The sequence below is a fragment of the Actinoplanes sp. NPDC023801 genome (assembly GCF_040639655.1).
Taxonomy (GTDB): Bacteria; Actinomycetota; Actinomycetes; order Mycobacteriales; family Micromonosporaceae; genus Actinoplanes.
This window is the reverse complement of sequence record NZ_JBFAAI010000046.1, coordinates 33,768-50,386: the sequence shown is the minus strand read 5'-3', so window position 1 is coordinate 50,386 and position 16,619 is coordinate 33,768. Positions and strand designations below refer to the sequence as shown.

Here is a 16,619-nt window from a genome sequence, read left to right as displayed (position 1 = left end):
CCCGGTTCCGGGCCGCCACCCCGACCGTCCCGGTCAGTTCTGCAGGTAGCGGATCACCGCCAGGACCCGGCGGTGGTCGGTGTCGGACGGCGGCAGGTCGAACTTGCCGAAGATGTTCGTCACGTGCTTCTCGACGGCCCGCTCGCTCACCTTGATCGTGCCGGCGATCGCCGTGTTCGAGCGGCCCTGCGCCATCAGGCCGAGCACCTCCCGTTCCCGCGGGGTCAGCTCGGTGAGCAGGTCACGGTGCCGGGTCCGGCCGAACAACTGGGTGACCACCTGCGGGTCGAGCGCCGTGCCGCCGGCCGCGACCCGATGCAGCGCCTCCACGAAATCGTCGAGCTGGACCACCCGTTCCTTCAGCAGATAACCGACGCCCTCCGAGCCACCCGCCAGCAGCTCGGCGACGAAAGCCGTCTCCACGTACTGCGAGAAGATCAGCACCCCGGTCCCGGGCCACTCCCGGCGCAGCCGGATCGCGGCGCGCAGCCCTTCGTCGGTGTGACTCGGCGGCAGCCGGATGTCCACGATCGCCACATCCGGCGGCCGTACGGCAACCGCCTCGAACAGGGCCGGAACGTCGACGACGGCGAGCACCTCGTGCCCTCGTATCGTGAGCAGCTGAGCGAGTCCTTCCCGCAGGATCGCGGAATCCTCGGCGATGACGATGCGCATTCGTGTTTTACCGCCTCTGAACCGGCATCGGGCAGGGGATGTCCACGGTCACCGTCGTCGGACCGCCCGGTGGACTGTCGATCGTCAGCCGGCCGTCGACCACCCCGACCCGCTCGGTCAGCCCGGCGAGCCCGCCGCCGGCCCGCTGATGGGCGCCACCCCGTCCGTCGTCGTGCACCCGCAGGTTGAGGACGCCGTCCCGCAGGCCCACCCGGACCGTGGCGTTGCGGGCCCCGCTGTGCCGGCCCGCGTTGGTCAGCAGCTCACACACCGTGAAGTAGGCGATGCTCTCCAGCGCCGGCGGCGGCCGGCCGGGCAGGTCGGTCTCGACGGTCACCGGCACCGCGCTGCCGGCCGTCACCGTGGCCAGCGCCGCCTCGAGACCGTTGTCGAGCACCGGCGGATGGATGCCCCGCACCAGGTCGCGCAGCTCGGCGACCGCGGTCGCCAGCGTTGCCTGGGCGGTGTCGACAGCCGCCACGACGTGTTCCGGAGACGCCTGCGCGGTGACCAGCTCACGGACCATGGCCAGGTGCATCCCCACACCGATCAGCCGGGCCTGGGCGCCGTCGTGCAGGTCGCGTTCCAGCCGGCGGAGGGTGATGTCGGCGTCCTTGACCGCCCGGTCACGGGAGTCCCGCAGGTCGCTGATCCGCTGGCTGGCCCGACTCGGCCCGAGCAGTCCACGGATCAGCAGCCGCTCGACGGCGAGCACGGACCGCACCATCCACGGGCCCAGCAGCAGCAGGATCACGCTGGTCACCATGACGGCGTACGCCTCGGTACCGAACTCACCCTCATGGAACGGCAGATAGACGAGGCTGACCAGGCCGTACAGATAGAAACCACAGGTCAGCACCACGGACAGCACCGCCACCGGCGGCTTGATCAGCGCGTAGGCCAGGGCACGCCACCCGACCGGGTCGCTGAGGACCGCCCGCCGCCAGCCGAAGAAGCCCCTGCCCTCCACGACCAGCCGGGCAGGTTCCGGAACCCGGTCACCGAAGGTACGGGCAGCCAGCTCGCGCCGTCCCGCCCCGAGAGCGGCTGCGCCCCGCAGCACCGCCGCCAGCAACCACGCACCGATCGGGGTGAGCGAAAGGATCGTGCCGACCACGCCGCCGACCAGGAGAAGAAGGCCGCTGAGCACGTCGATCGGTGTGACACGCAGGAGATATCCCAGTCCTTGGCGTGACCGGCGGCCGAAGATCGGGGCCAATATCCTCTTCATCGCGGTTCAGCATGCCCGGTCGGCGCCACCGGGCGCGATGGTGCCAGCACGAGCAACGACGGTGCGGATAACCGAACCATCAGGCGCGTGCCTGCCCGACTGTGTCCACGACTGATTCTCATCAGGCTCAATGGCATGCCTCACGCCTCGGTCACCTCACGGAATGCCTGGCTGACGGCCGGCCTCGCCGGTTTCGCCGTCACCACCGGCACCCTGGTCGGTCTGATCCTGCCGTCGCCGCCGGACGCCCCGGCGTTCCTGCCCGGCGGCCTGGCCGCGCCGCTCGCCCTGTTCGGGCCGCCCGTACCGGCGCCGCGTGCCACCGCGGCGACCGTCCCAGCCTGGCTGACCGACCGGCTCTCCCCTCCGGACCCGGGCACCGCCCGCCCGGCCGAGGTCGCGGCGTTCTTCGCCCGGATCGCACCGGCCGAGGCCACCGCGCTGACCCGGCGCTTCCCGGAGATCGTCGGCAATCTCGACGGTGCGCCGACGGCCCTGCGCTACACCGCCAACGCGATGCGCTTCCCGCAGGCGGCCGGCCGGCAGATCCTGGCGTACGACGAGAGCGCCGGCGGCCGCCTCGTCGAGGTCCTCGGCGATCTCGACACCGCCGACCGCACGGTCATCCTGATCCCCGGCGTGGACACCGACGTGACCAACTTCGACACCGGCCTCGGCAAGGTCGAGCGCCGGGCACCCCGATGGCAGGCCCACCGCCTCCACGACCGGATCACCACGGCCCATCCGGATACGCGGATCGCCGTGGTGGCCTGGCTGGGCTACGACCCGCCCGAGGGTATGGGCACCGCCACCGTTCGCGAGGACCGGGCAGCCGCCGGCGCCGCGGCCCTCGTCCGCTTCGTCGACGGTCTGCTGCTCGGCCACCCGGACCGGTCCGTGGTCCTCGTGGGCCACAGCTACGGATCCACCGTCACCGGTCTCGCTGCGCCTCACCTCGGCGCCCAGGTGACCGACCTGATCGCGATCGGCAGTCCGGGCATGGGCGTGACCGACCGGCCGGATCTGCGCACCTCCGCCCGGGTGTGGGCCTGCGCCGCCCCCGGCGACTGGATCCGCCGCGTTCCCGGTGTCCGGCTCCTCGGCCTCGGGCACGGCACCCTGCCGTCCGACCCGGAGTTCGGTGCCCTCCCGTTGCCCTGCGACGACGTCACGGGCCACGACGGCTACTACGATCCGGGCGCCTCGGCTCTGCCGGCCATCGGAGCCATCGCCGCCGGCGGCATCCCGCGCACCGATCCCGGCGCCGGATCGGCCGCCGCGGGCCTACTGGGACCCGCCGGCGAACGGGGTGTCGCCGGGGAGCACGTAGCCACCGGCGACACGCCGGAATCGCTGGCGGCTCGGACGGAGGGAGACGTCGAATGATCATGGACGCCTTCGCGCTCCTCGCATGGTGGGGCCGGCCACGCAGCCAGAACAAGCGACGAGAGCGCAGCACCGCCGCCCGAACCACCGCCGGCAACACCGCCGCCGCCCGCACCGCCGCCGCCCGCACCGCCGCCACCCGCCCCGCCGCGGCAGGGCCGGCCACCGCTGAGCCCGGCGACGAACCCGCCCTCCCCGCGCGGCCCGCACTGCCCCGCCGGTGATCCAGTCCGCCGGGCCGGCGCCCACCGAGCCGGACCGTCCGCGTGTCGTCCGCACAACACGGATCAGCGGGATTCCGGCCTGACGGACTCCATGGAATGGGTGGTCTCGACCGGACGGAACCCGAAACCCTCGTTGATCGACCGCATGGCGTCGTTCGTCGAGGCCGTCCAGGTGTGCACATGCCGTGCCCGCGGATGCCGGCCGACGAGTCCCCGCACGTTACGGGCTTTGGCAAGCGCACCGAGCCGGTGCCCTCGGTGTGCCTTCCGGATGTAGGTGTCATCCTGGTGAACGTCGATGCCGTCAGCGTCCACGAGCAGCTGGGTGTAGCCTGCCGGTTCGCCGGAGCCGGCCGTGATCAGGGTGGTGACCAGCGCGTACCCGACAGCGGTGAGCCGTTCCTGATTGGTGCCGATCCGCTCGGCGTCCCAGCGGGAGGCCTCCACGTCAAGATCACCTGTCGGTACGTCGGCGGCCATCTCGCTGGTGAGTTCGGCGAGAGCCGGCAGGCTGTGCGGCGGCGTGGGACCGTGCCAGGTCTCGGCCCGGTAGCCGGGCACGGCCCGGTCGTACGTGGTCAGGACGGCCTCGGGAACGGGCAGGTCCAGAACCATCCGCTCCTCGGCGAGCCCGGAGACGAAGCCGCGGGCGAGAGCGAACCGGCCGCCCGGCCAGTCGGACAGCCCCTGCCCGCGGGGGACGTGCACCTCGGCGGTGACGGTGTCCCGTCCAGCGGCCCGGGCCCGGTTCAGGCCGGCGGTCCAGAGCGCCCCGCCGACACCGCGGCGCCGGTGTCCGGGCGGGACCGCGATGTCTATCTCGGCCCGATGCGGGTTCTCGCGCAGCGCCCACTCGACGAGCATCGCGCCGGCACAGGTGTCACCGTCCCAGGCGGCCCACGCCTCCCGGTGCCGGTTCGGGTTGGTGGCGTTGGCGGCGAGCGACCTCAACTGGCTGTCCCGGGCGGTGACGAGAGGCGCGTGCCGGTCCGCGGCGGTGCCGGTGCGCCACGCGTCATACCAGGCGAATGCCTCGTGGCCGTCGAATGTCGCCAGCCTCCGCAACTCCATCCGGCCGATGATATCGATCGCCGGCCCTTGAACCCCGCTGCCTCCCCGGGGCGCCGGTACCGGACGACCGCGACGGCACACCCATCCGCCGCCGGTCGAGGCGTTCGTCACGGCCGCCCGCGGTGCCGGCGCGGACCTGGCGATCGTCGACGTGCCGACCGACCGGCACGGTTTCGACATGCTCGACCACACCGACGAGTCACGCGCCGCCGTACGGGAGGCATTCGGTCTCGTCGTCCGGCAGCTTCGTGCCGGAACGACGCAACAGATCCAGGGTCCCGGCGTGTAGTCATAGGTATGAGAGGTGCCGGGTTCGAAACGTTTCTGCGGCAGAGCGCAGCCGGGCTGCTGCGGCTGGGCAATGCCCTGACGCTGGACCGGGCCGCGGCCGAGGATCTGGCTCAGGAGACCCTGATCAGGGTGGGGCTGGCCTGGTCGCGGGTTCGCAAGGACGGCAATCCGGTCGGGTACGCCCAGCGCACCATGGTCAACCTGTTCCTGAACGAGCGACGGCGCCGAAGTCCGATTCCGGTCGCCGAGGTGCCGGACCGGGCCGGGGAGGACCGGGCGCTGACGTCGGTCGACGACGCGGCGCACGTACACCAGTTGCTGGCCGGGTTACCGCCGCAGCAGCGGGCCGCGATCGCGCTGCGCTATCTGGCCGATCTGCCGGACGACCAGATCGGTGCGGCGATCGGCTGCAGCGCGGCCACGGTCCGATCCCACCTGTCCCGGGGCCTCGCGACACTTCGTACCCAGATGACGGCGGAGGGCTGACATGCCGGAATTCCTGTCCACAACCGATTTCGATCTGCCGGTGACGGAGGACTTCCTGAACCGGGTGCACCGCGGTGTCCGCCGCCGGCGGGCTCTACGGCTGACTGTGGCGGGTTGCGCGGTGCTCACGGTCACCGGTGGCGTCTTCGCGGTGACCCGGCCGCATGAGGTGACGCTCCCGGTTCCCGCCGCCAGCTTCGGCACGGCGAGCACGGCGATCGCCGATGTGGACCGTTTCCGGATCGGCCACCTCCCGGAAGGCATCACCCTCGACCCGAGGGCCGACAGCGCCACCCTGATCATCTCGCCGGACGGCGAGGACGTCACCGATGGCCGCTCGGCGGGGCCGCTGGACGCCACCGTGGCGAAGTCGATGCGCCGCTTCGAGCAGACCAACGGTGGTTCCTACCTGTGGATCACCGTGCTGCGCCCGCTGCCGGCGACACCGGAGCGGGGCACCGCCATCCTGCTGAACACGCTGGCCAACCGCTTCCTCAACGGCACCACCACGGTCGCCACCTTCGACGTACCGACCGGCAAGGCTCGCCTGACCCGGACCTCCGGCACCGAGGACGCCGGTCACGGCCTGGTAATCATCTCGCCCGACCTGTCGGTGATCGCGATCGAGGCCAATGCCCGGGTTCCGGCCGACGTTCTCAAGGCGGTCGCCGCGGGCATCACCCCCGCCTGAGCCGGGCGTCCAGCCATGCCAGCAGGTGCTCGGCCTGCTCCCGCTGCATCCGCCGCAGCCGTGGCTCGCCCGGCCGGGCGCAGTCACGCCACGCCCGCCCGGAGAGCCCGGCCAGGGCGACGTTCACGTCGTCGGCCGGCACATCCCGCCAGCAGGAACGCCGCAGCACGGCCTCCGGATCGTGCCCGCACGCGGCGAGATCCGGTAACAGACGGATCAGGTCCATCCAGCCCGGCGCCGTCCACAGATGCGTCCAGTCGACGATCCGCAGACGGCCGCCGGGTTCCCGGATCACGTTGTCGCGGCGCAGGTCACCGTGATGCAGCGCACCGCCCGGCGCGAGCACGTCGAGCCACCGGCTCTCCAGTTCGGCAAGCCGGGTCACCGGCACGGCCACCGGCGGCGGCCGGGTCACCCCGAGCGTCGTCCAGTTCCCGAGCAAGGGCACAAAATCCCGCGCGTACGGCCGGACGCCCCCGATCGGGCAAGGTTCGAGCCGGTCCCGCATCCGTTCGGCCACCGACAGCAGTTCCACCAGGTCGTCCCCGGTCCAGAAGTCGACGGTCACCCCGTCGACGACCTCGTAGGCGGCCACCCGCCAGTCCCCGCACTCCACCGCCCCGGCAAGTCGCGGCCCGAGATCACCGGCCGCGCCGGCCAGCACCACTCCGGCCGCCACCGCCTCACCGAGCCCGTCACCGACCGGTGCCGCCTCGACGAACAGCCGCCGCCCGCCCCGCCCGGCGACAATGGACGCGATCGACGGCGTGAACCCGGCAGCGGCGGCCCGCTCCGCGACGATCGGTGCACCGAGCAGCTCGGCGACCGCCGCACGAACAGCGTCGGGCGCCTCAGCCAGCACCGGCCGGCGATCGGTGGTCACGGCCGCCACTGTAGAGCGTCGCCACGCGACAGAGAATCGCCACGCGACCGCGCCTCTCCGGGACAACCGGCCGGCCGGAACCCACCGGAGCCCGGCCGAGGCGTCACCTGCCTGCCGTCCGGGACCGAAGACCTGTCCTGGCGGGCCGTTCCTCCCGAGTCCCCGCGTTGGGGTTGCGGCGATCCCAGGCGCATACAAGTGTGGGACCGAGGTCATCCGCCGAGTGGCTCGATGACGAACGGCCCGCCTCGATCCCGGTGAATAGCCTGCCCACACCGCCGAACCGTCTCGGACCGCCTCCACCGGCCCGGACGGCATCACGACCGCTTGATCGAAGGAGTGCGCATGCACAAGACATCACTCGCGGACCTCGCCGGGCAGCACCTCGCCGCCGCCCGGACGTCGCCGGCCGGGCGTAGCGCCGAGACTGTTCTCGGCGGCCATGACGCGGTCCTTCGTCAGACCCTCATCGCCCTTGCCGCCGGGCAGCGGCTCGACGATCACGAGAGCCCGGGCGAGGCGACACTGCAGGTGCTCCGCGGCCGGGTCCGGCTGGTCGCCGGTGATGACAGCGCCGACGCGTCCGCCGGCGAACTCCTCGTCATCCCCGACGTGCGGCACCGCCTCGAGGCCCTGCAGGACAGCGCCGTCCTCCTCACCGTCGCCAAGCGCATCTGACGTCGCGGTGCGCGCGCGGAATCCGCAGGTCTCGGATCGCCGGGCGACGACCCTGGACGATGCCGCCGGGCCTGCCGCCTGGGACCTTTCCTCAGCGCGGGCCGGCGCGAACCGGCCTAGGCGAGCATGCGGGCGAACTCCTCCGGATCGATGACGGGAATGCCGAGTTGGGCCGCCTTCTTGGCCTTGCTGGTGGTGGTCTCCGACGTGACCAGCGCCGTGGTCTTGGCCGAGACGCTGCTGCTGGCCGATCCGCCGAGGGCCTCGATGCGCTCGCTGACCGTGGTGCGGGTGTAGCCGGGTACGGAACCGGACACCACATAGGTCTGACCGGCCAGCGGTTTCTCGCCGCCGTCGTCGACGACCCGCATGGTCAGCCCGTGACCGGCGAGCCGGTCGATCACGTCGCTCATCGCGATCAGGCCGTCGACCACGTGCTGCGCCTTGATCATGCCCATCTTGTCGATCTCGGCGATCTCCTCGACGGACGCGGCTCGCAGCGCGTCCATCGACTTGAAGCGGGCGGCCAGCCAGCGGCCGACGCTGCGGCCGGTCATCCGGATGCCGAGGCCGGTCACGACCCGGTTGAACGGCTGCTGCTTGCTGGCCTCCAGGCCCGCGATGATCCGCTCGGCGTTGGAACGGCCGAGCATGACCGTGCCCCCGGCGGTGGTCCTGCCGACCGGCAGCTCGGCGATGTCGTCGACCGTCAGCGTGTAGAGGTCGGCGACGTTGCGGGCCAGGCCGGCCTCGATCACCGCGTCGCAGAACGAGTCGCCGGCGCCGTCCACGTCGAGGGCCTCGCGGCTGCACCAGTAGGCCAGCGCGTTCGCCGCGGCACACGATGCGGTGTGGCAGCGCCAGAGAAGGCTGGACTTGTCCCACGCCCCGCCGCACTGCGGGCAGTTCTCCGGGGCGACCCACGGGGTGAGACCGTGCGGCTGGTCGCCGATCGGTGAGGTCACCCGGGGGATGACGTCACCGGCCCGCCACACCGCGACCGTCTGGCCGAGGGCGAGGCCCTGCTCGGCGACCCACTGCGGGTTGTGCAGGGTGGCCTTGGTGACCGTGGTGCCGCCGACCACGACCGGGTCGATGATCGCGCGCAGGCTGATCCGGCCGGTCCGGCCGACCCGCACCTCGATGTCGCGCAGCACGGTGGAGGCGGTGTCCGGCGGGTATTTGAAGGCGACCGCCCAATACGGCGTGCGGCTGGCCAGCCCGAGCCGCCGGCGGGTCGACTCGGCGTTCGCCTTGATCACCGCACCGTCGATCGGGAAGACGAGCGACGACCGTCTCCCACCGATGATCTCGATCGCGGCGTTGACCTGCTCGGCGGTGAAGCATTCGCCGGCAACCTCGGGGATCAGCCGGCATGCGGCCGGGAAGCCGAGCTCTTCCCCCCGGTCCATCCGGCCGAGGTGGGTTCCTGCCGGGTCGACGCCGTCGCCGGTGATCTCGTAGGTGGCGAAGGTCATCGGTGCCTCGTAGGCCCGGTCGATGCTGCGGATCGCACCGGCCACCGCTCCCCGCGAGTTGACGAAAGCCTTGCCACCGGCCGCGACCCGGTTGGCGCTTGCCGCCTCGAAGTCCTCCACGGTCATGTAGACCTCGCCGCGCACCTCGCCGCTCCATGGCGTGGCCAGGTCGGCCGGCAGCCCGGCAACACCGCGCCGCACCTGGGCGGTCACGTCCTCACCGGTGGCGCCGTCACCACGCAGCGCGGCCAGAACGAGCCGGCCGCCGGAATACTCTGCACGAAGTGCCAGGCCGTCGAGTTTCACCTCGACCAGGCACCCGTCGCCACCGAGCGTGGCGACGAACGCGTCGACCTCCTCGGGCGTCTTGATCTTGTCGAGGGAGAGCATCGCGGTCGGGTGCCGGACATCGCCGCCCGCAGAGGCCCCCGCGGCCACTGCGGTGGTGACGCCACGGTCGTCCCACTCCGGGTGTGCCGCGACCGACGCCGCGATCCGGTCGGCGAGGTCGTCGTATTCCGCGTCGGTCATCACCGCGTCGCCGGTGTCGTAATACGCCCGGGCGGCGCCGCGCGCCCGCGCCACCGCCTCGTCGAAGGCGACATGGTCGTCGAAGGCTGCGGTTTCCGGTGAACGATTGAGCATGCCGGAAGGGTACGGCCAGGGTCCGACAAGAATCCCGCCTTCCGCCCGCCCGCAGCACCGGTCCCGCCGCCTCGGGTCAGCCGGCCCCGGGCAGGGTCGTGGGACCGCTGAGGAACTCCTCGATCCGGCGTAGGTCACGCGATCGCAGCCCGCGAGTCTCGTTCGGCGCCACGACCAGTGCCCGGCCGTCGGCCACCCAGGTCGCGCACTCGTCGGCGTGGTGGCCGACCTCCACGTCGTCGGTCCAGATCAGGCGCCGGCCGGCGGCGATCCCGCGGCGGGCGGCGGCCAGTTTCGCCTCGCAGGCGGCTGTCCCGGCCGCGGCCGAGGGGAAGGCGCGGGGCAGTTCGGGCAGGGTCAGACCTTCCTCCAGCGCGGTCGCGTCGCCGCACCATGTGGTGCACCCGGTGACCTCGGCCAGCGCGTCCTATGGATGCGGCGGATCATGTCGACCACGCGTGGTTCGTACCGGATCCGGTAGAGATAGTCGTCGGCCGACGAGTAGACCTCGACCAGGCGGGGCCGGGTGTACCAACCGGCGCGGAAGGCGTTGACCACACCGTCGACGTCGAGCAGCCAGACCGGTATCACGACGCGGGCGGCACGGACGCGGGCGGCACGGACGCGGCCGGGGCGGGCCGGGCAGACGCGGCCGGTCCCGGCGACGGGGGTGCGGGACGGAACGGCACGCCGGCTGGGGAGAGCAGTGCGCGCACGCCGGCGACGTAGTCCGGCGCGCACGTGGAGGGCAGCAACAGCCGCTGCAGGAGGTAGCCCTGGACCAGGCTGAGCATGGCCGCGCCGACCTGGTCGGGTACCGCGTCGGCGGGCAGGTTCCCGGCCTCCTGCCAGCGACGGGCGGCCTCGGCGCAGTGCCCGCGGAGCCGGGTCACGACGCCGGAGACGCGGCCGAGCAGCTCCGGGTTGCGGATCGCCTCGGCCCATACCTGTACGGCCAGTCTGGTCAGGTCGGCGCCGGTCCCCGGGTCGCCGATGAGCTGTTCGGTGACGCCCTGGATCATCGTGCCGGCCACGTCGGCCGGTGCCGGGGTGGCGCCGTCGGCCAGCAGCTTTTCGAAGACCTCGTCGGCGGTGGACATCACCAGGTCGGCGACGGCGCCGATCAGCTCCTCCTTGCTGCGGAAGTAGCTGTAGACGGCACCGGCGGACAGTCCCGACTCGGTGATGATCCCGGCCATCGAGGTGGCGTGGAATCCGTTGCCGGCGAAGAGGCGGGCCGCGGCGGCGACGATCTCGGCGCGGCGTCCGGCGCGGTGGGACTCGGTGACGCGTGGCATGCGCCCCAAACTAAAACGAACGACCGTTCTTGACAAACCCACTTCACCGGGGGACTCTAAAACGAACAATCATTCTCTTTGGGATCTTCGAAGGAGTCGACATGACCAGCGACAAGCCGTCGCCCTGGCCGCAGGTCGCCGCGACGGTCGGGCTGCTCACGGTCATCATCAGCGTGCTGCTGACCGCCTTCGCCTGGCCCGCCGTCCGATCCACGGTGCACGACGTCCCGATTGCCGTCGCCGGGCCCGCCCCGGCTGTCCAGCAGGTCACCGCCGCCCTGGAACAGCGTCTGCCCGGTGCTTTCGAGGTCACCGCCGTCAACGGCACGGCGGAGGCAGAGCAGCTCATCCGCGACCGGGAGGCGTACGGGGCGATCGATCTGACCAGCGGAAATCCCCAGGTCATCACGGCCTCCGCAGCGAGCGCGCCGGTGGCGCAGACTCTCCAGGCACTCGCCGCCGGGCTCGCGCAGGGTGAGACGCCCGCGGTGGCGGCCCGTGACCTGGTGCCGTTGCCCGCCGACGACCCGCGGGGCGCCGGTCTCGCCGCCGGAGCCCTGCCCCTGGTGATCGGTGGCATCATGGCCGCCGCACTGCTCACGGCGCGGCTCCGGGGTACCGGTCGCCGGGTGGCCGGCGCACTGCTCTTCGCGATCACGGGCGGGCTGGCGATGGCCGCGATCCTGCAGTACTGGCTGGGTTCCCTCGGTGGTGACTACCTGGCGAACGCCGGCGGCATCGCGCTGAGCGTCGGCGCCACCGCCCTCACCCTGCTCGGCCTGGAGTCGCTGCTCGGCGCCGCCGGCCTCGGTCTCGGCGCCGCCGTGATGATGCTGGTCGGCAACCCGCTGTCCGGCGTCTCCAGCGCGCCCCAGATGCTGCCCGGCTGGTCCGGCGAACTCGGCCAGTTGCTGCCGCCGGGCGCCGGTGGCTCGCTGCTGCGCTCGACCGCCTTCTTCGACGGCGCCGCCGCCGGCCCGCCGATCGCCGTTCTGCTCTCCTGGCTGGCCTTCGGCGCGCTGCTCTGCGTGGCGAGCACCCTGCGTGCCCGCCGCCGGCCGGCCGCGATCGCCACCGAACCGGCCTCGCGGGAGACCGAGGCGGCCACGGCCTGACGAAACCGGCAAAGGAAGCGGCCCCCTCCGGGAGGCGGCCGCTTCACTCCGGACCTCAGAAGTCGTCGTCGAAGCTCACCGAGCCGGAAACCCCCATCTGGTACGCCGAAACGCGCCTCTCGAAGAAGTTCGACAACTCCTGGACGTCCTGCAGTTCCATGAACGCGAACGGATTGCCGCTGCCGTAGATCGGCTTCATGCCGAGCGTGACGAGCCGCCGGTCCGCGACGTGTTGCAGGTATTCGCGCATGTCACCGAGCGACATTCCGGAGACGCCCTGCTCGAGCAGGTCCTCGGCGAACTGCACCTCGCATTCGACGGCCTCGGCGAGCATGTCCCGGACCTGCTGTTCCATTTCGGCGTCGAACAGATCCGGCTCCTCGGCGCGCACCTGGTCGACGACGTCGAAGGCGAACGCCATGTGCATGCTCTCGTCGCGGAAAACCCAGTTCGTCCCGGACGCGAGACCCTGCAGGACACCGCGGGACCGCAGAAAGTAGACGTACGCGAAAGCGCCGTAGAAGAACAGCCCCTCGATGCAGGCGGCGAAGCAGATCACGTTGAGCAGGAACGCCCGCCGGTGTTCCCTGGTCTCCAGCTTGCGCAGATCGAAGACCGAGTCGATCCATTTGAAGCAGAAGTCGGCCTTGCGCGCGATCGACGGGATGTTGTCGACGGCCGCGAATGCGGCGGCGCGCTCGTCGAGGTCGGGTACATAGGTGTCGAGCAGGTTCAGATAGAACTGGACGTGCACGGCCTCCTCGAACAGCTGCCGCGACAGATAGAGGCGGCCCTCCGGCGAGTTGACGTGCTGATAGAGGTTGAGGACCAGGTTGTTCGCCACGATCGTGTCGCCGGTGGCGAAGAACGCGACCAGCCGTGACACCAGGTGCTGTTCGGCGGGCGACAGCTCGGCAAGGTCGGCGAGGTCGGAGTGCAGGTCGACCTCCTCCACGGTCCACGTGTTCTTGATGGCGTCCTTGAACCGGTCGAAGAAGTGCGGATACTTCATCGGCCGCAGGGTCAGGTCCATTCCGGGGTCGAGCAGCATCACTGACAGGCCTCACACGATTCGGGGTTTTCCAGGGAGCAGGCTTCCGCGGCGGTCATTGCCGGGATGAGCGAGACCGGTGCGGCCGGCGCGACGGCGACGGTGGCCTGCTGGATCCGGGTCGCCGGGCGCGAACGCAGGTAATAGGTCGTCTTCAGCCCGGCCTTCCAGGCGTAGAGGTACATCGAGGAGACCTTGTTGATGGTGGGCGCGGCCATGAACAGGTTCAGCGACTGCGACTGGTCGATGTACGGGGCACGGGCGGCGGCCAGGTCGATCAGGGCGCGCTGCGGAATCTCCCACGCCGTGCGGAACAGTTCGCGGACATCGTCGGGCAGGTCGAGAATGCCCTGCACCGACCCTTCGGCCCGCTTGATCGCCTCGCGGATGGGGGCGGTCCACAGACCGCGGGACTTGAGTTCCCGTACCAGATAGGTGTTGATCTGAAGGAATTCGCCGGACATCGTCTCGCGCTTGAACAGGTTGGACACCTGCGGCTCGATGCATTCGTAGGCGCCCGCGATCGACGCGATCGTCGCCGTCGGCGCGATGGCGACCAGCAGCGAGTTCCGCAGGCCGTGCTCGGTGATCCGTTCCTTGACGGCGGCCCACCGCTCGGTCTGCACCGGCGTGACGCCCCACAGCTCCGGGTGCAGGTCGCCCTTGGCGGCGCGGGTCTCGGCGAACGCCGGGTGCGCACCGAAGCTCTCGGCCAGCGCGACGGAGGCCTCCAGCGCCGTCAGGTAGATCTCCTCCTGGACGCGCGTCGACAGTTCACGCGCCGCCTCGGAGTCGAACGGCAGCCGCAGGGTGAAGAACGCGTCCTGCAGGCCCATCAGCCCGAGTCCGACCGGCCGCCAGCGCGGGTTCGACGCGGCCGCCTGCTGCGACGGGTAGTAGTTGATGTCGATGACGCGGTCCAGATGGACGACCGCGGTCCGGACCGTCTCCCGCAGTTTCTCCCAGTCGATGCCGTCCGGCGTGACGTGCGCGCCCAGGTTGATCGACCCGAGGTTGCAGACCGCCGTCTCGTCGTCGTTGTTGACCTCGAGGATCTCGGTGCACAGGTTCGACAGGTGAATCGTGTTGCCCGGTTCACCGGTCTGGTTCGACAGCGCGTTGGAACGGTCCTTGAACGTCATCCAGCCGTTTCCGGTCTGGGCGAGCGTGCGCATCATCCGCCCGTACAGATCCCGGGCCTTGACGGTTCTGACCGCCTTCTTCTCCGCGGCGCGGTAGGCCTCGTCGAACGCCTCGCCGAACAGGTCGGGCAGTTCCGGGGCGTCCGACGGGTCGATCAGCGACCATTCGGCGTCGGCCTCGACCCGGCGCATGAACTCGTCGGGAATCCAGTTCGCCAGATTGAGGTTGTGGGTGCGCCGCGAGTCCTCGCCGGTGTTGTCGCGCAGTTCCAGGAACTCCTCGACGTCCGGATGCCACGGCTCGAGATAGACGCACGCCGCGCCTTTACGCCGGCCGCCCTGGTTGACCGCCGCCACGCCGGCGTCGAGCGTCTTCAGGAACGGGACGATGCCGTTCGACTTGCCGTTCGTGCCCCGGATCAGCGCCCCGCGGCCGCGGACCCGGGACCAGGCGATGCCGATTCCACCGGAGAACTTCGACAGTTTCGCGACCTGGTGGTAACGCTCGTAGATGGAGTCGAGCTCGTCCTTCGGCGAGTCGACCAGGAAACACGACGACATCTGGGTGTGCCGGGTGCCCGAATTGAACAGGGTCGGTGAGCTGGGCAGATAGGCCAGCGACGACATGAGCCGATAGAAGCCGATCGCCTCGCGGGCGTCCTTGGAGAGGCCGCAGGCGACCCGGAGCAGCCAGTACTGCGGGGTCTCCACGACCAGCCGCTCGTGCGGGTGGCGCAACAGGTAACGGTCGGCGACCGTGCGCAGGCCGAAGTACTCGAACCGCAGGTCACCGGTCACGTCGACGGCATCGTCGAGTTTGCGGGCGTTGCGGGCCACGAAGGCGGCGGTCTCGTCGCCGATCAGGCCGAGGCCGTGGGCGTACCGGATCGACTGGCTGAAGCTGGCCACACCCTGCCCGCGGACCTCCTTGTCGACGTAGGCGGAGAGCAGCCGGGCCGCGAGGCGCGAGTACTGCGGTTCCTCACCGATCAGCTCGGCGGCCGTCTGAATCGACAACTTGTCCAGCTCGGCGGTCGTCGCGCCGTCGTACAGGCCGCTGATGGTCCTGGTCGCCACCCGTAGCGGGTCCACTTCGTCCAGGTCGGAGACCCACAGCTCGACGGCCTTGACGATCTTGTTGACGTCGACCGGTTCCAGGTCACCGTTTCTTTTGCGCACCTGCATCACGTGCCGGCGTTGCTCCGGCACGCCCGTCTTCTGCGGCGTGAGTGTCATGCCTGCTCTCTCCTCGCGAGCTCGGCGCGCGGGGGCAGACACCATCGGTCCCCGGGCACACGGCCGCGAGGACACATCCGGCGTCGGCCGTCCCACGCGGCCTTCGACCGCCGCACACCACCATGGCGTACGGCGCGCTGGCAGGTCTTCGGACTCGCGGGCACGGCTGAAAGCCACCTACTGGCCGTCGCTTCCCAGGCTCGTGCGAGCCCAGTGCTCATCTGACGGCGGTCGTTCCCACTCACCGCTGCGGGGCAGTCCCGGTTTCGCACCGGGTTCCCTGTTGCCTCGGTCAGGTGTGTGACCACCTGACCGAACCAGCTGCGAGGAACACCATATATGGGCGGCTTCCGAAACTCCTAACCCAACATGCTGTGTTGACCATGTCACTCCCCCGCGATACCGGAGTGCCCTCCCCGGCGACGGGGAACGGGCGGAGAGCGGTCGGCTGCCGGGTCGTCACCTTCGCCGGAAAGTCGTCCGGCCGGTTCCGGTCTTCGGGTAGACATAGATCCATGACATATCCGCCGCCGCAGTATCACGGGGACGACGGGGAGAAGAGCGCCGTCTACCGGCCGGCCGGGACAGCCCCCGACTTCGTCTATCCGAACAACGGCACCCGGGTTCACTACCTCTCCAGCGGTGCCTCCACCGGAGGGCTTTTCGGCCTCTACCGCTGGGAGTGCGGGCCCGGCGTCACCGGCCCCGACCCCCATTTCCACCGTACGATCAGCGAATCCTTCTACATCCTTTCCGGCGTCATGAGCATCTATGACGGGAACCGGTGGATCGAGGCGGAACCGCACGACTGGGTGCACGTGCCGATCGGCGGCATCCACGGGTTCAAGAACCGGTCCGGTGAACCCGCCTCGATGCTGCTGCACTTCTCCCCCGGCGCGCCGCGCGAAGGCTATTTCGAGGGTCTCGCCGGCATCGGGCAGATGAGCGACGAGGAGAAGGCCGCCTTCTACCTGGAACACGACAACCACTGGCTGGACTGAAAACCCGGCTGGCTCTCACCGCCGTCTCAAGCACGCT

Annotated in this window: 18 protein-coding genes and 1 riboswitch; of the genes, 8 read left to right on the top strand and 10 right to left on the bottom strand. The window is 70.7% G+C overall.

Going from position 1 to position 16,619, the window contains the following annotated elements; translation table 11 throughout:
• Nucleotides 1–33: 33 nt before the first annotated feature.
• Together AB0G04_RS42325 and AB0G04_RS42320 are read right to left on the bottom strand one after the other, a co-directional pair.
• Nucleotides 34–675 carry a response regulator transcription factor gene (locus tag AB0G04_RS42325; RefSeq protein WP_360995791.1) on the bottom strand — a complete coding sequence of 214 codons (642 nt, stop codon included), beginning with the start codon at nucleotides 673–675 and terminating at the stop codon, nucleotides 34–36.
• A gap of 7 nt (nucleotides 676–682) precedes the next feature.
• Nucleotides 683–1,906 (bottom strand): sensor domain-containing protein, encoded by a 1,224-nt coding sequence (locus tag AB0G04_RS42320; RefSeq protein WP_360995788.1) that lies wholly within the window; start codon nucleotides 1,904–1,906, stop codon nucleotides 683–685.
• Between the two features lie 135 nt (nucleotides 1,907–2,041).
• Between AB0G04_RS42320 and AB0G04_RS42315 the strand changes: the two genes are divergently transcribed.
• Together AB0G04_RS42315 and AB0G04_RS42310 are read left to right on the top strand one after the other, a co-directional pair.
• Nucleotides 2,042–3,292, top strand: coding sequence for an alpha/beta hydrolase (locus AB0G04_RS42315; protein WP_360995785.1), 1,251 nt, complete (start codon nucleotides 2,042–2,044; stop codon nucleotides 3,290–3,292).
• On the top strand, nucleotides 3,289–3,516 hold the full coding sequence (locus tag AB0G04_RS42310; RefSeq protein ID WP_360995782.1) for a hypothetical protein: 228 nt from the start codon (nucleotides 3,289–3,291) through the stop codon (nucleotides 3,514–3,516). Before AB0G04_RS42315 ends, AB0G04_RS42310 begins: the two co-directional genes overlap by 4 nt.
• Before the next feature lie 63 nt (nucleotides 3,517–3,579).
• On the opposite strand, the gene AB0G04_RS42305 is transcribed toward AB0G04_RS42310, so the two are convergent.
• Nucleotides 3,580–4,587, bottom strand: a complete 1,008-nt coding sequence (locus tag AB0G04_RS42305; protein ID WP_360995779.1) for a GNAT family N-acetyltransferase — start codon at nucleotides 4,585–4,587, stop codon at nucleotides 3,580–3,582.
• A gap of 151 nt (nucleotides 4,588–4,738) precedes the next feature.
• Between AB0G04_RS42305 and AB0G04_RS42300 the strand changes: the two genes are divergently transcribed.
• Genes AB0G04_RS42300 through AB0G04_RS42290 form a run of 3 tightly spaced genes read left to right on the top strand, consistent with a single transcriptional unit; the run spans nucleotide 4,739 to nucleotide 6,055 of the window.
• A complete protein-coding gene (locus AB0G04_RS42300) occupies nucleotides 4,739–4,876 on the top strand; it encodes a hypothetical protein (RefSeq protein ID WP_360995776.1) in 138 nt (45 codons plus the stop codon).
• Nucleotides 4,877–4,884: 8 nt separating this feature from the next.
• Nucleotides 4,885–5,364, top strand: a complete 480-nt coding sequence (locus AB0G04_RS42295) for a SigE family RNA polymerase sigma factor (RefSeq protein ID WP_360995774.1) — start codon at nucleotides 4,885–4,887, stop codon at nucleotides 5,362–5,364.
• Between the two features lies 1 nt (nucleotide 5,365).
• On the top strand, nucleotides 5,366–6,055 hold the full coding sequence (locus tag AB0G04_RS42290; RefSeq protein ID WP_360995771.1) for a hypothetical protein: 690 nt from the start codon (nucleotides 5,366–5,368) through the stop codon (nucleotides 6,053–6,055).
• On the opposite strand, the gene AB0G04_RS42285 is transcribed toward AB0G04_RS42290, so the two are convergent.
• Nucleotides 6,042–6,938, bottom strand: a complete 897-nt coding sequence (locus tag AB0G04_RS42285; protein WP_360995768.1) for an aminoglycoside phosphotransferase — start codon at nucleotides 6,936–6,938, stop codon at nucleotides 6,042–6,044. The genes AB0G04_RS42290 and AB0G04_RS42285 overlap by 14 nt on opposite strands.
• A gap of 345 nt (nucleotides 6,939–7,283) precedes the next feature.
• Between AB0G04_RS42285 and AB0G04_RS42280 the strand changes: the two genes are divergently transcribed.
• The gene (locus AB0G04_RS42280) at nucleotides 7,284–7,616 is read left to right on the top strand and encodes a cupin domain-containing protein (protein WP_360995766.1); all 333 of its coding nucleotides are present in this window, start codon (nucleotides 7,284–7,286) and stop codon (nucleotides 7,614–7,616) included.
• A gap of 116 nt (nucleotides 7,617–7,732) precedes the next feature.
• On the opposite strand, the gene ligA is transcribed toward AB0G04_RS42280, so the two are convergent.
• The 4 genes from ligA to AB0G04_RS42260 form a co-directional block, all read right to left on the bottom strand.
• Nucleotides 7,733–9,739 carry an NAD-dependent DNA ligase LigA gene (gene ligA / locus AB0G04_RS42275; protein WP_360995763.1) on the bottom strand — a complete coding sequence of 669 codons (2,007 nt, stop codon included), beginning with the start codon at nucleotides 9,737–9,739 and terminating at the stop codon, nucleotides 7,733–7,735.
• 76 nt (nucleotides 9,740–9,815) lie between these two features.
• Nucleotides 9,816–9,974 carry a hypothetical protein gene (locus AB0G04_RS42270; protein ID WP_360995760.1) on the bottom strand — a complete coding sequence of 53 codons (159 nt, stop codon included), beginning with the start codon at nucleotides 9,972–9,974 and terminating at the stop codon, nucleotides 9,816–9,818.
• Between the two features lie 122 nt (nucleotides 9,975–10,096).
• Nucleotides 10,097–10,330, bottom strand: a complete 234-nt coding sequence (locus AB0G04_RS42265) for a hypothetical protein (protein ID WP_360995758.1) — start codon at nucleotides 10,328–10,330, stop codon at nucleotides 10,097–10,099.
• Entirely contained in the window at nucleotides 10,327–11,037 is a 711-nt protein-coding gene (locus tag AB0G04_RS42260) for a TetR/AcrR family transcriptional regulator (protein ID WP_360995756.1), read from the bottom strand. The genes AB0G04_RS42265 and AB0G04_RS42260 overlap by 4 nt, the downstream gene beginning before the upstream one ends.
• 101 nt (nucleotides 11,038–11,138) lie before the next feature.
• Between AB0G04_RS42260 and AB0G04_RS42255 the strand changes: the two genes are divergently transcribed.
• Complete coding sequence (locus tag AB0G04_RS42255; RefSeq protein WP_360995754.1) at nucleotides 11,139–12,152, top strand: hypothetical protein; 1,014 nt, start codon at nucleotides 11,139–11,141, stop codon at nucleotides 12,150–12,152.
• A gap of 55 nt (nucleotides 12,153–12,207) precedes the next feature.
• Here AB0G04_RS42255 and AB0G04_RS42250 read toward each other — a convergent pair whose 3' ends face one another.
• Entirely contained in the window at nucleotides 12,208–13,203 is a 996-nt protein-coding gene (locus AB0G04_RS42250) for a ribonucleotide-diphosphate reductase subunit beta (RefSeq protein ID WP_360995751.1), read from the bottom strand.
• Complete coding sequence (locus tag AB0G04_RS42245) at nucleotides 13,203–15,581, bottom strand: ribonucleoside-diphosphate reductase subunit alpha (RefSeq protein WP_360995749.1); 2,379 nt, start codon at nucleotides 15,579–15,581, stop codon at nucleotides 13,203–13,205. The genes AB0G04_RS42250 and AB0G04_RS42245 overlap by 1 nt, the downstream gene beginning before the upstream one ends.
• Before the next feature lie 121 nt (nucleotides 15,582–15,702).
• Nucleotides 15,703–15,918, bottom strand: a riboswitch (cobalamin riboswitch).
• A 178-nt stretch (nucleotides 15,919–16,096) separates the two neighbouring features.
• On the opposite strand from AB0G04_RS42245, the gene AB0G04_RS42240 reads away from it, so the two are divergent.
• Entirely contained in the window at nucleotides 16,097–16,582 is a 486-nt protein-coding gene (locus tag AB0G04_RS42240; RefSeq protein WP_360995746.1) for a cupin domain-containing protein, read from the top strand.
• Nucleotides 16,583–16,619: the final 37 nt, after the last annotated feature.

Excerpts from the sequence above, each read along its gene's own strand:
- AB0G04_RS42310 (WP_360995782.1), top strand. The coding sequence starts at position 3,289 with ATGATCATGGACGCCTTCGCGCTCCTCGCATGGTGGGGCCGGCCACGC.
- AB0G04_RS42240 (WP_360995746.1), top strand. The coding sequence starts at position 16,097 with ATGACATATCCGCCGCCGCAGTATCACGGGGACGACGGGGAGAAGAGC.
- AB0G04_RS42295 (WP_360995774.1), top strand. The coding sequence starts at position 4,885 with ATGAGAGGTGCCGGGTTCGAAACGTTTCTGCGGCAGAGCGCAGCCGGG.
- AB0G04_RS42245 (WP_360995749.1), bottom strand. The coding sequence starts at position 15,581 with ATGACACTCACGCCGCAGAAGACGGGCGTGCCGGAGCAACGCCGGCAC.
- AB0G04_RS42250 (WP_360995751.1), bottom strand. The coding sequence starts at position 13,203 with ATGCTGCTCGACCCCGGAATGGACCTGACCCTGCGGCCGATGAAGTAT.
- AB0G04_RS42325 (WP_360995791.1), bottom strand. The coding sequence starts at position 675 with ATGCGCATCGTCATCGCCGAGGATTCCGCGATCCTGCGGGAAGGACTC.
- AB0G04_RS42280 (WP_360995766.1), top strand. The coding sequence starts at position 7,284 with ATGCACAAGACATCACTCGCGGACCTCGCCGGGCAGCACCTCGCCGCC.
- AB0G04_RS42315 (WP_360995785.1), top strand. The coding sequence starts at position 2,042 with ATGCCTCACGCCTCGGTCACCTCACGGAATGCCTGGCTGACGGCCGGC.
- AB0G04_RS42305 (WP_360995779.1), bottom strand. The coding sequence starts at position 4,587 with ATGGAGTTGCGGAGGCTGGCGACATTCGACGGCCACGAGGCATTCGCC.
- AB0G04_RS42290 (WP_360995771.1), top strand. The coding sequence starts at position 5,366 with ATGCCGGAATTCCTGTCCACAACCGATTTCGATCTGCCGGTGACGGAG.
- AB0G04_RS42255 (WP_360995754.1), top strand. The coding sequence starts at position 11,139 with ATGACCAGCGACAAGCCGTCGCCCTGGCCGCAGGTCGCCGCGACGGTC.
- ligA (WP_360995763.1), bottom strand. The coding sequence starts at position 9,739 with ATGCTCAATCGTTCACCGGAAACCGCAGCCTTCGACGACCATGTCGCC.
- AB0G04_RS42320 (WP_360995788.1), bottom strand. The coding sequence starts at position 1,906 with ATGAAGAGGATATTGGCCCCGATCTTCGGCCGCCGGTCACGCCAAGGA.
- AB0G04_RS42260 (WP_360995756.1), bottom strand. The coding sequence starts at position 11,037 with ATGCCACGCGTCACCGAGTCCCACCGCGCCGGACGCCGCGCCGAGATC.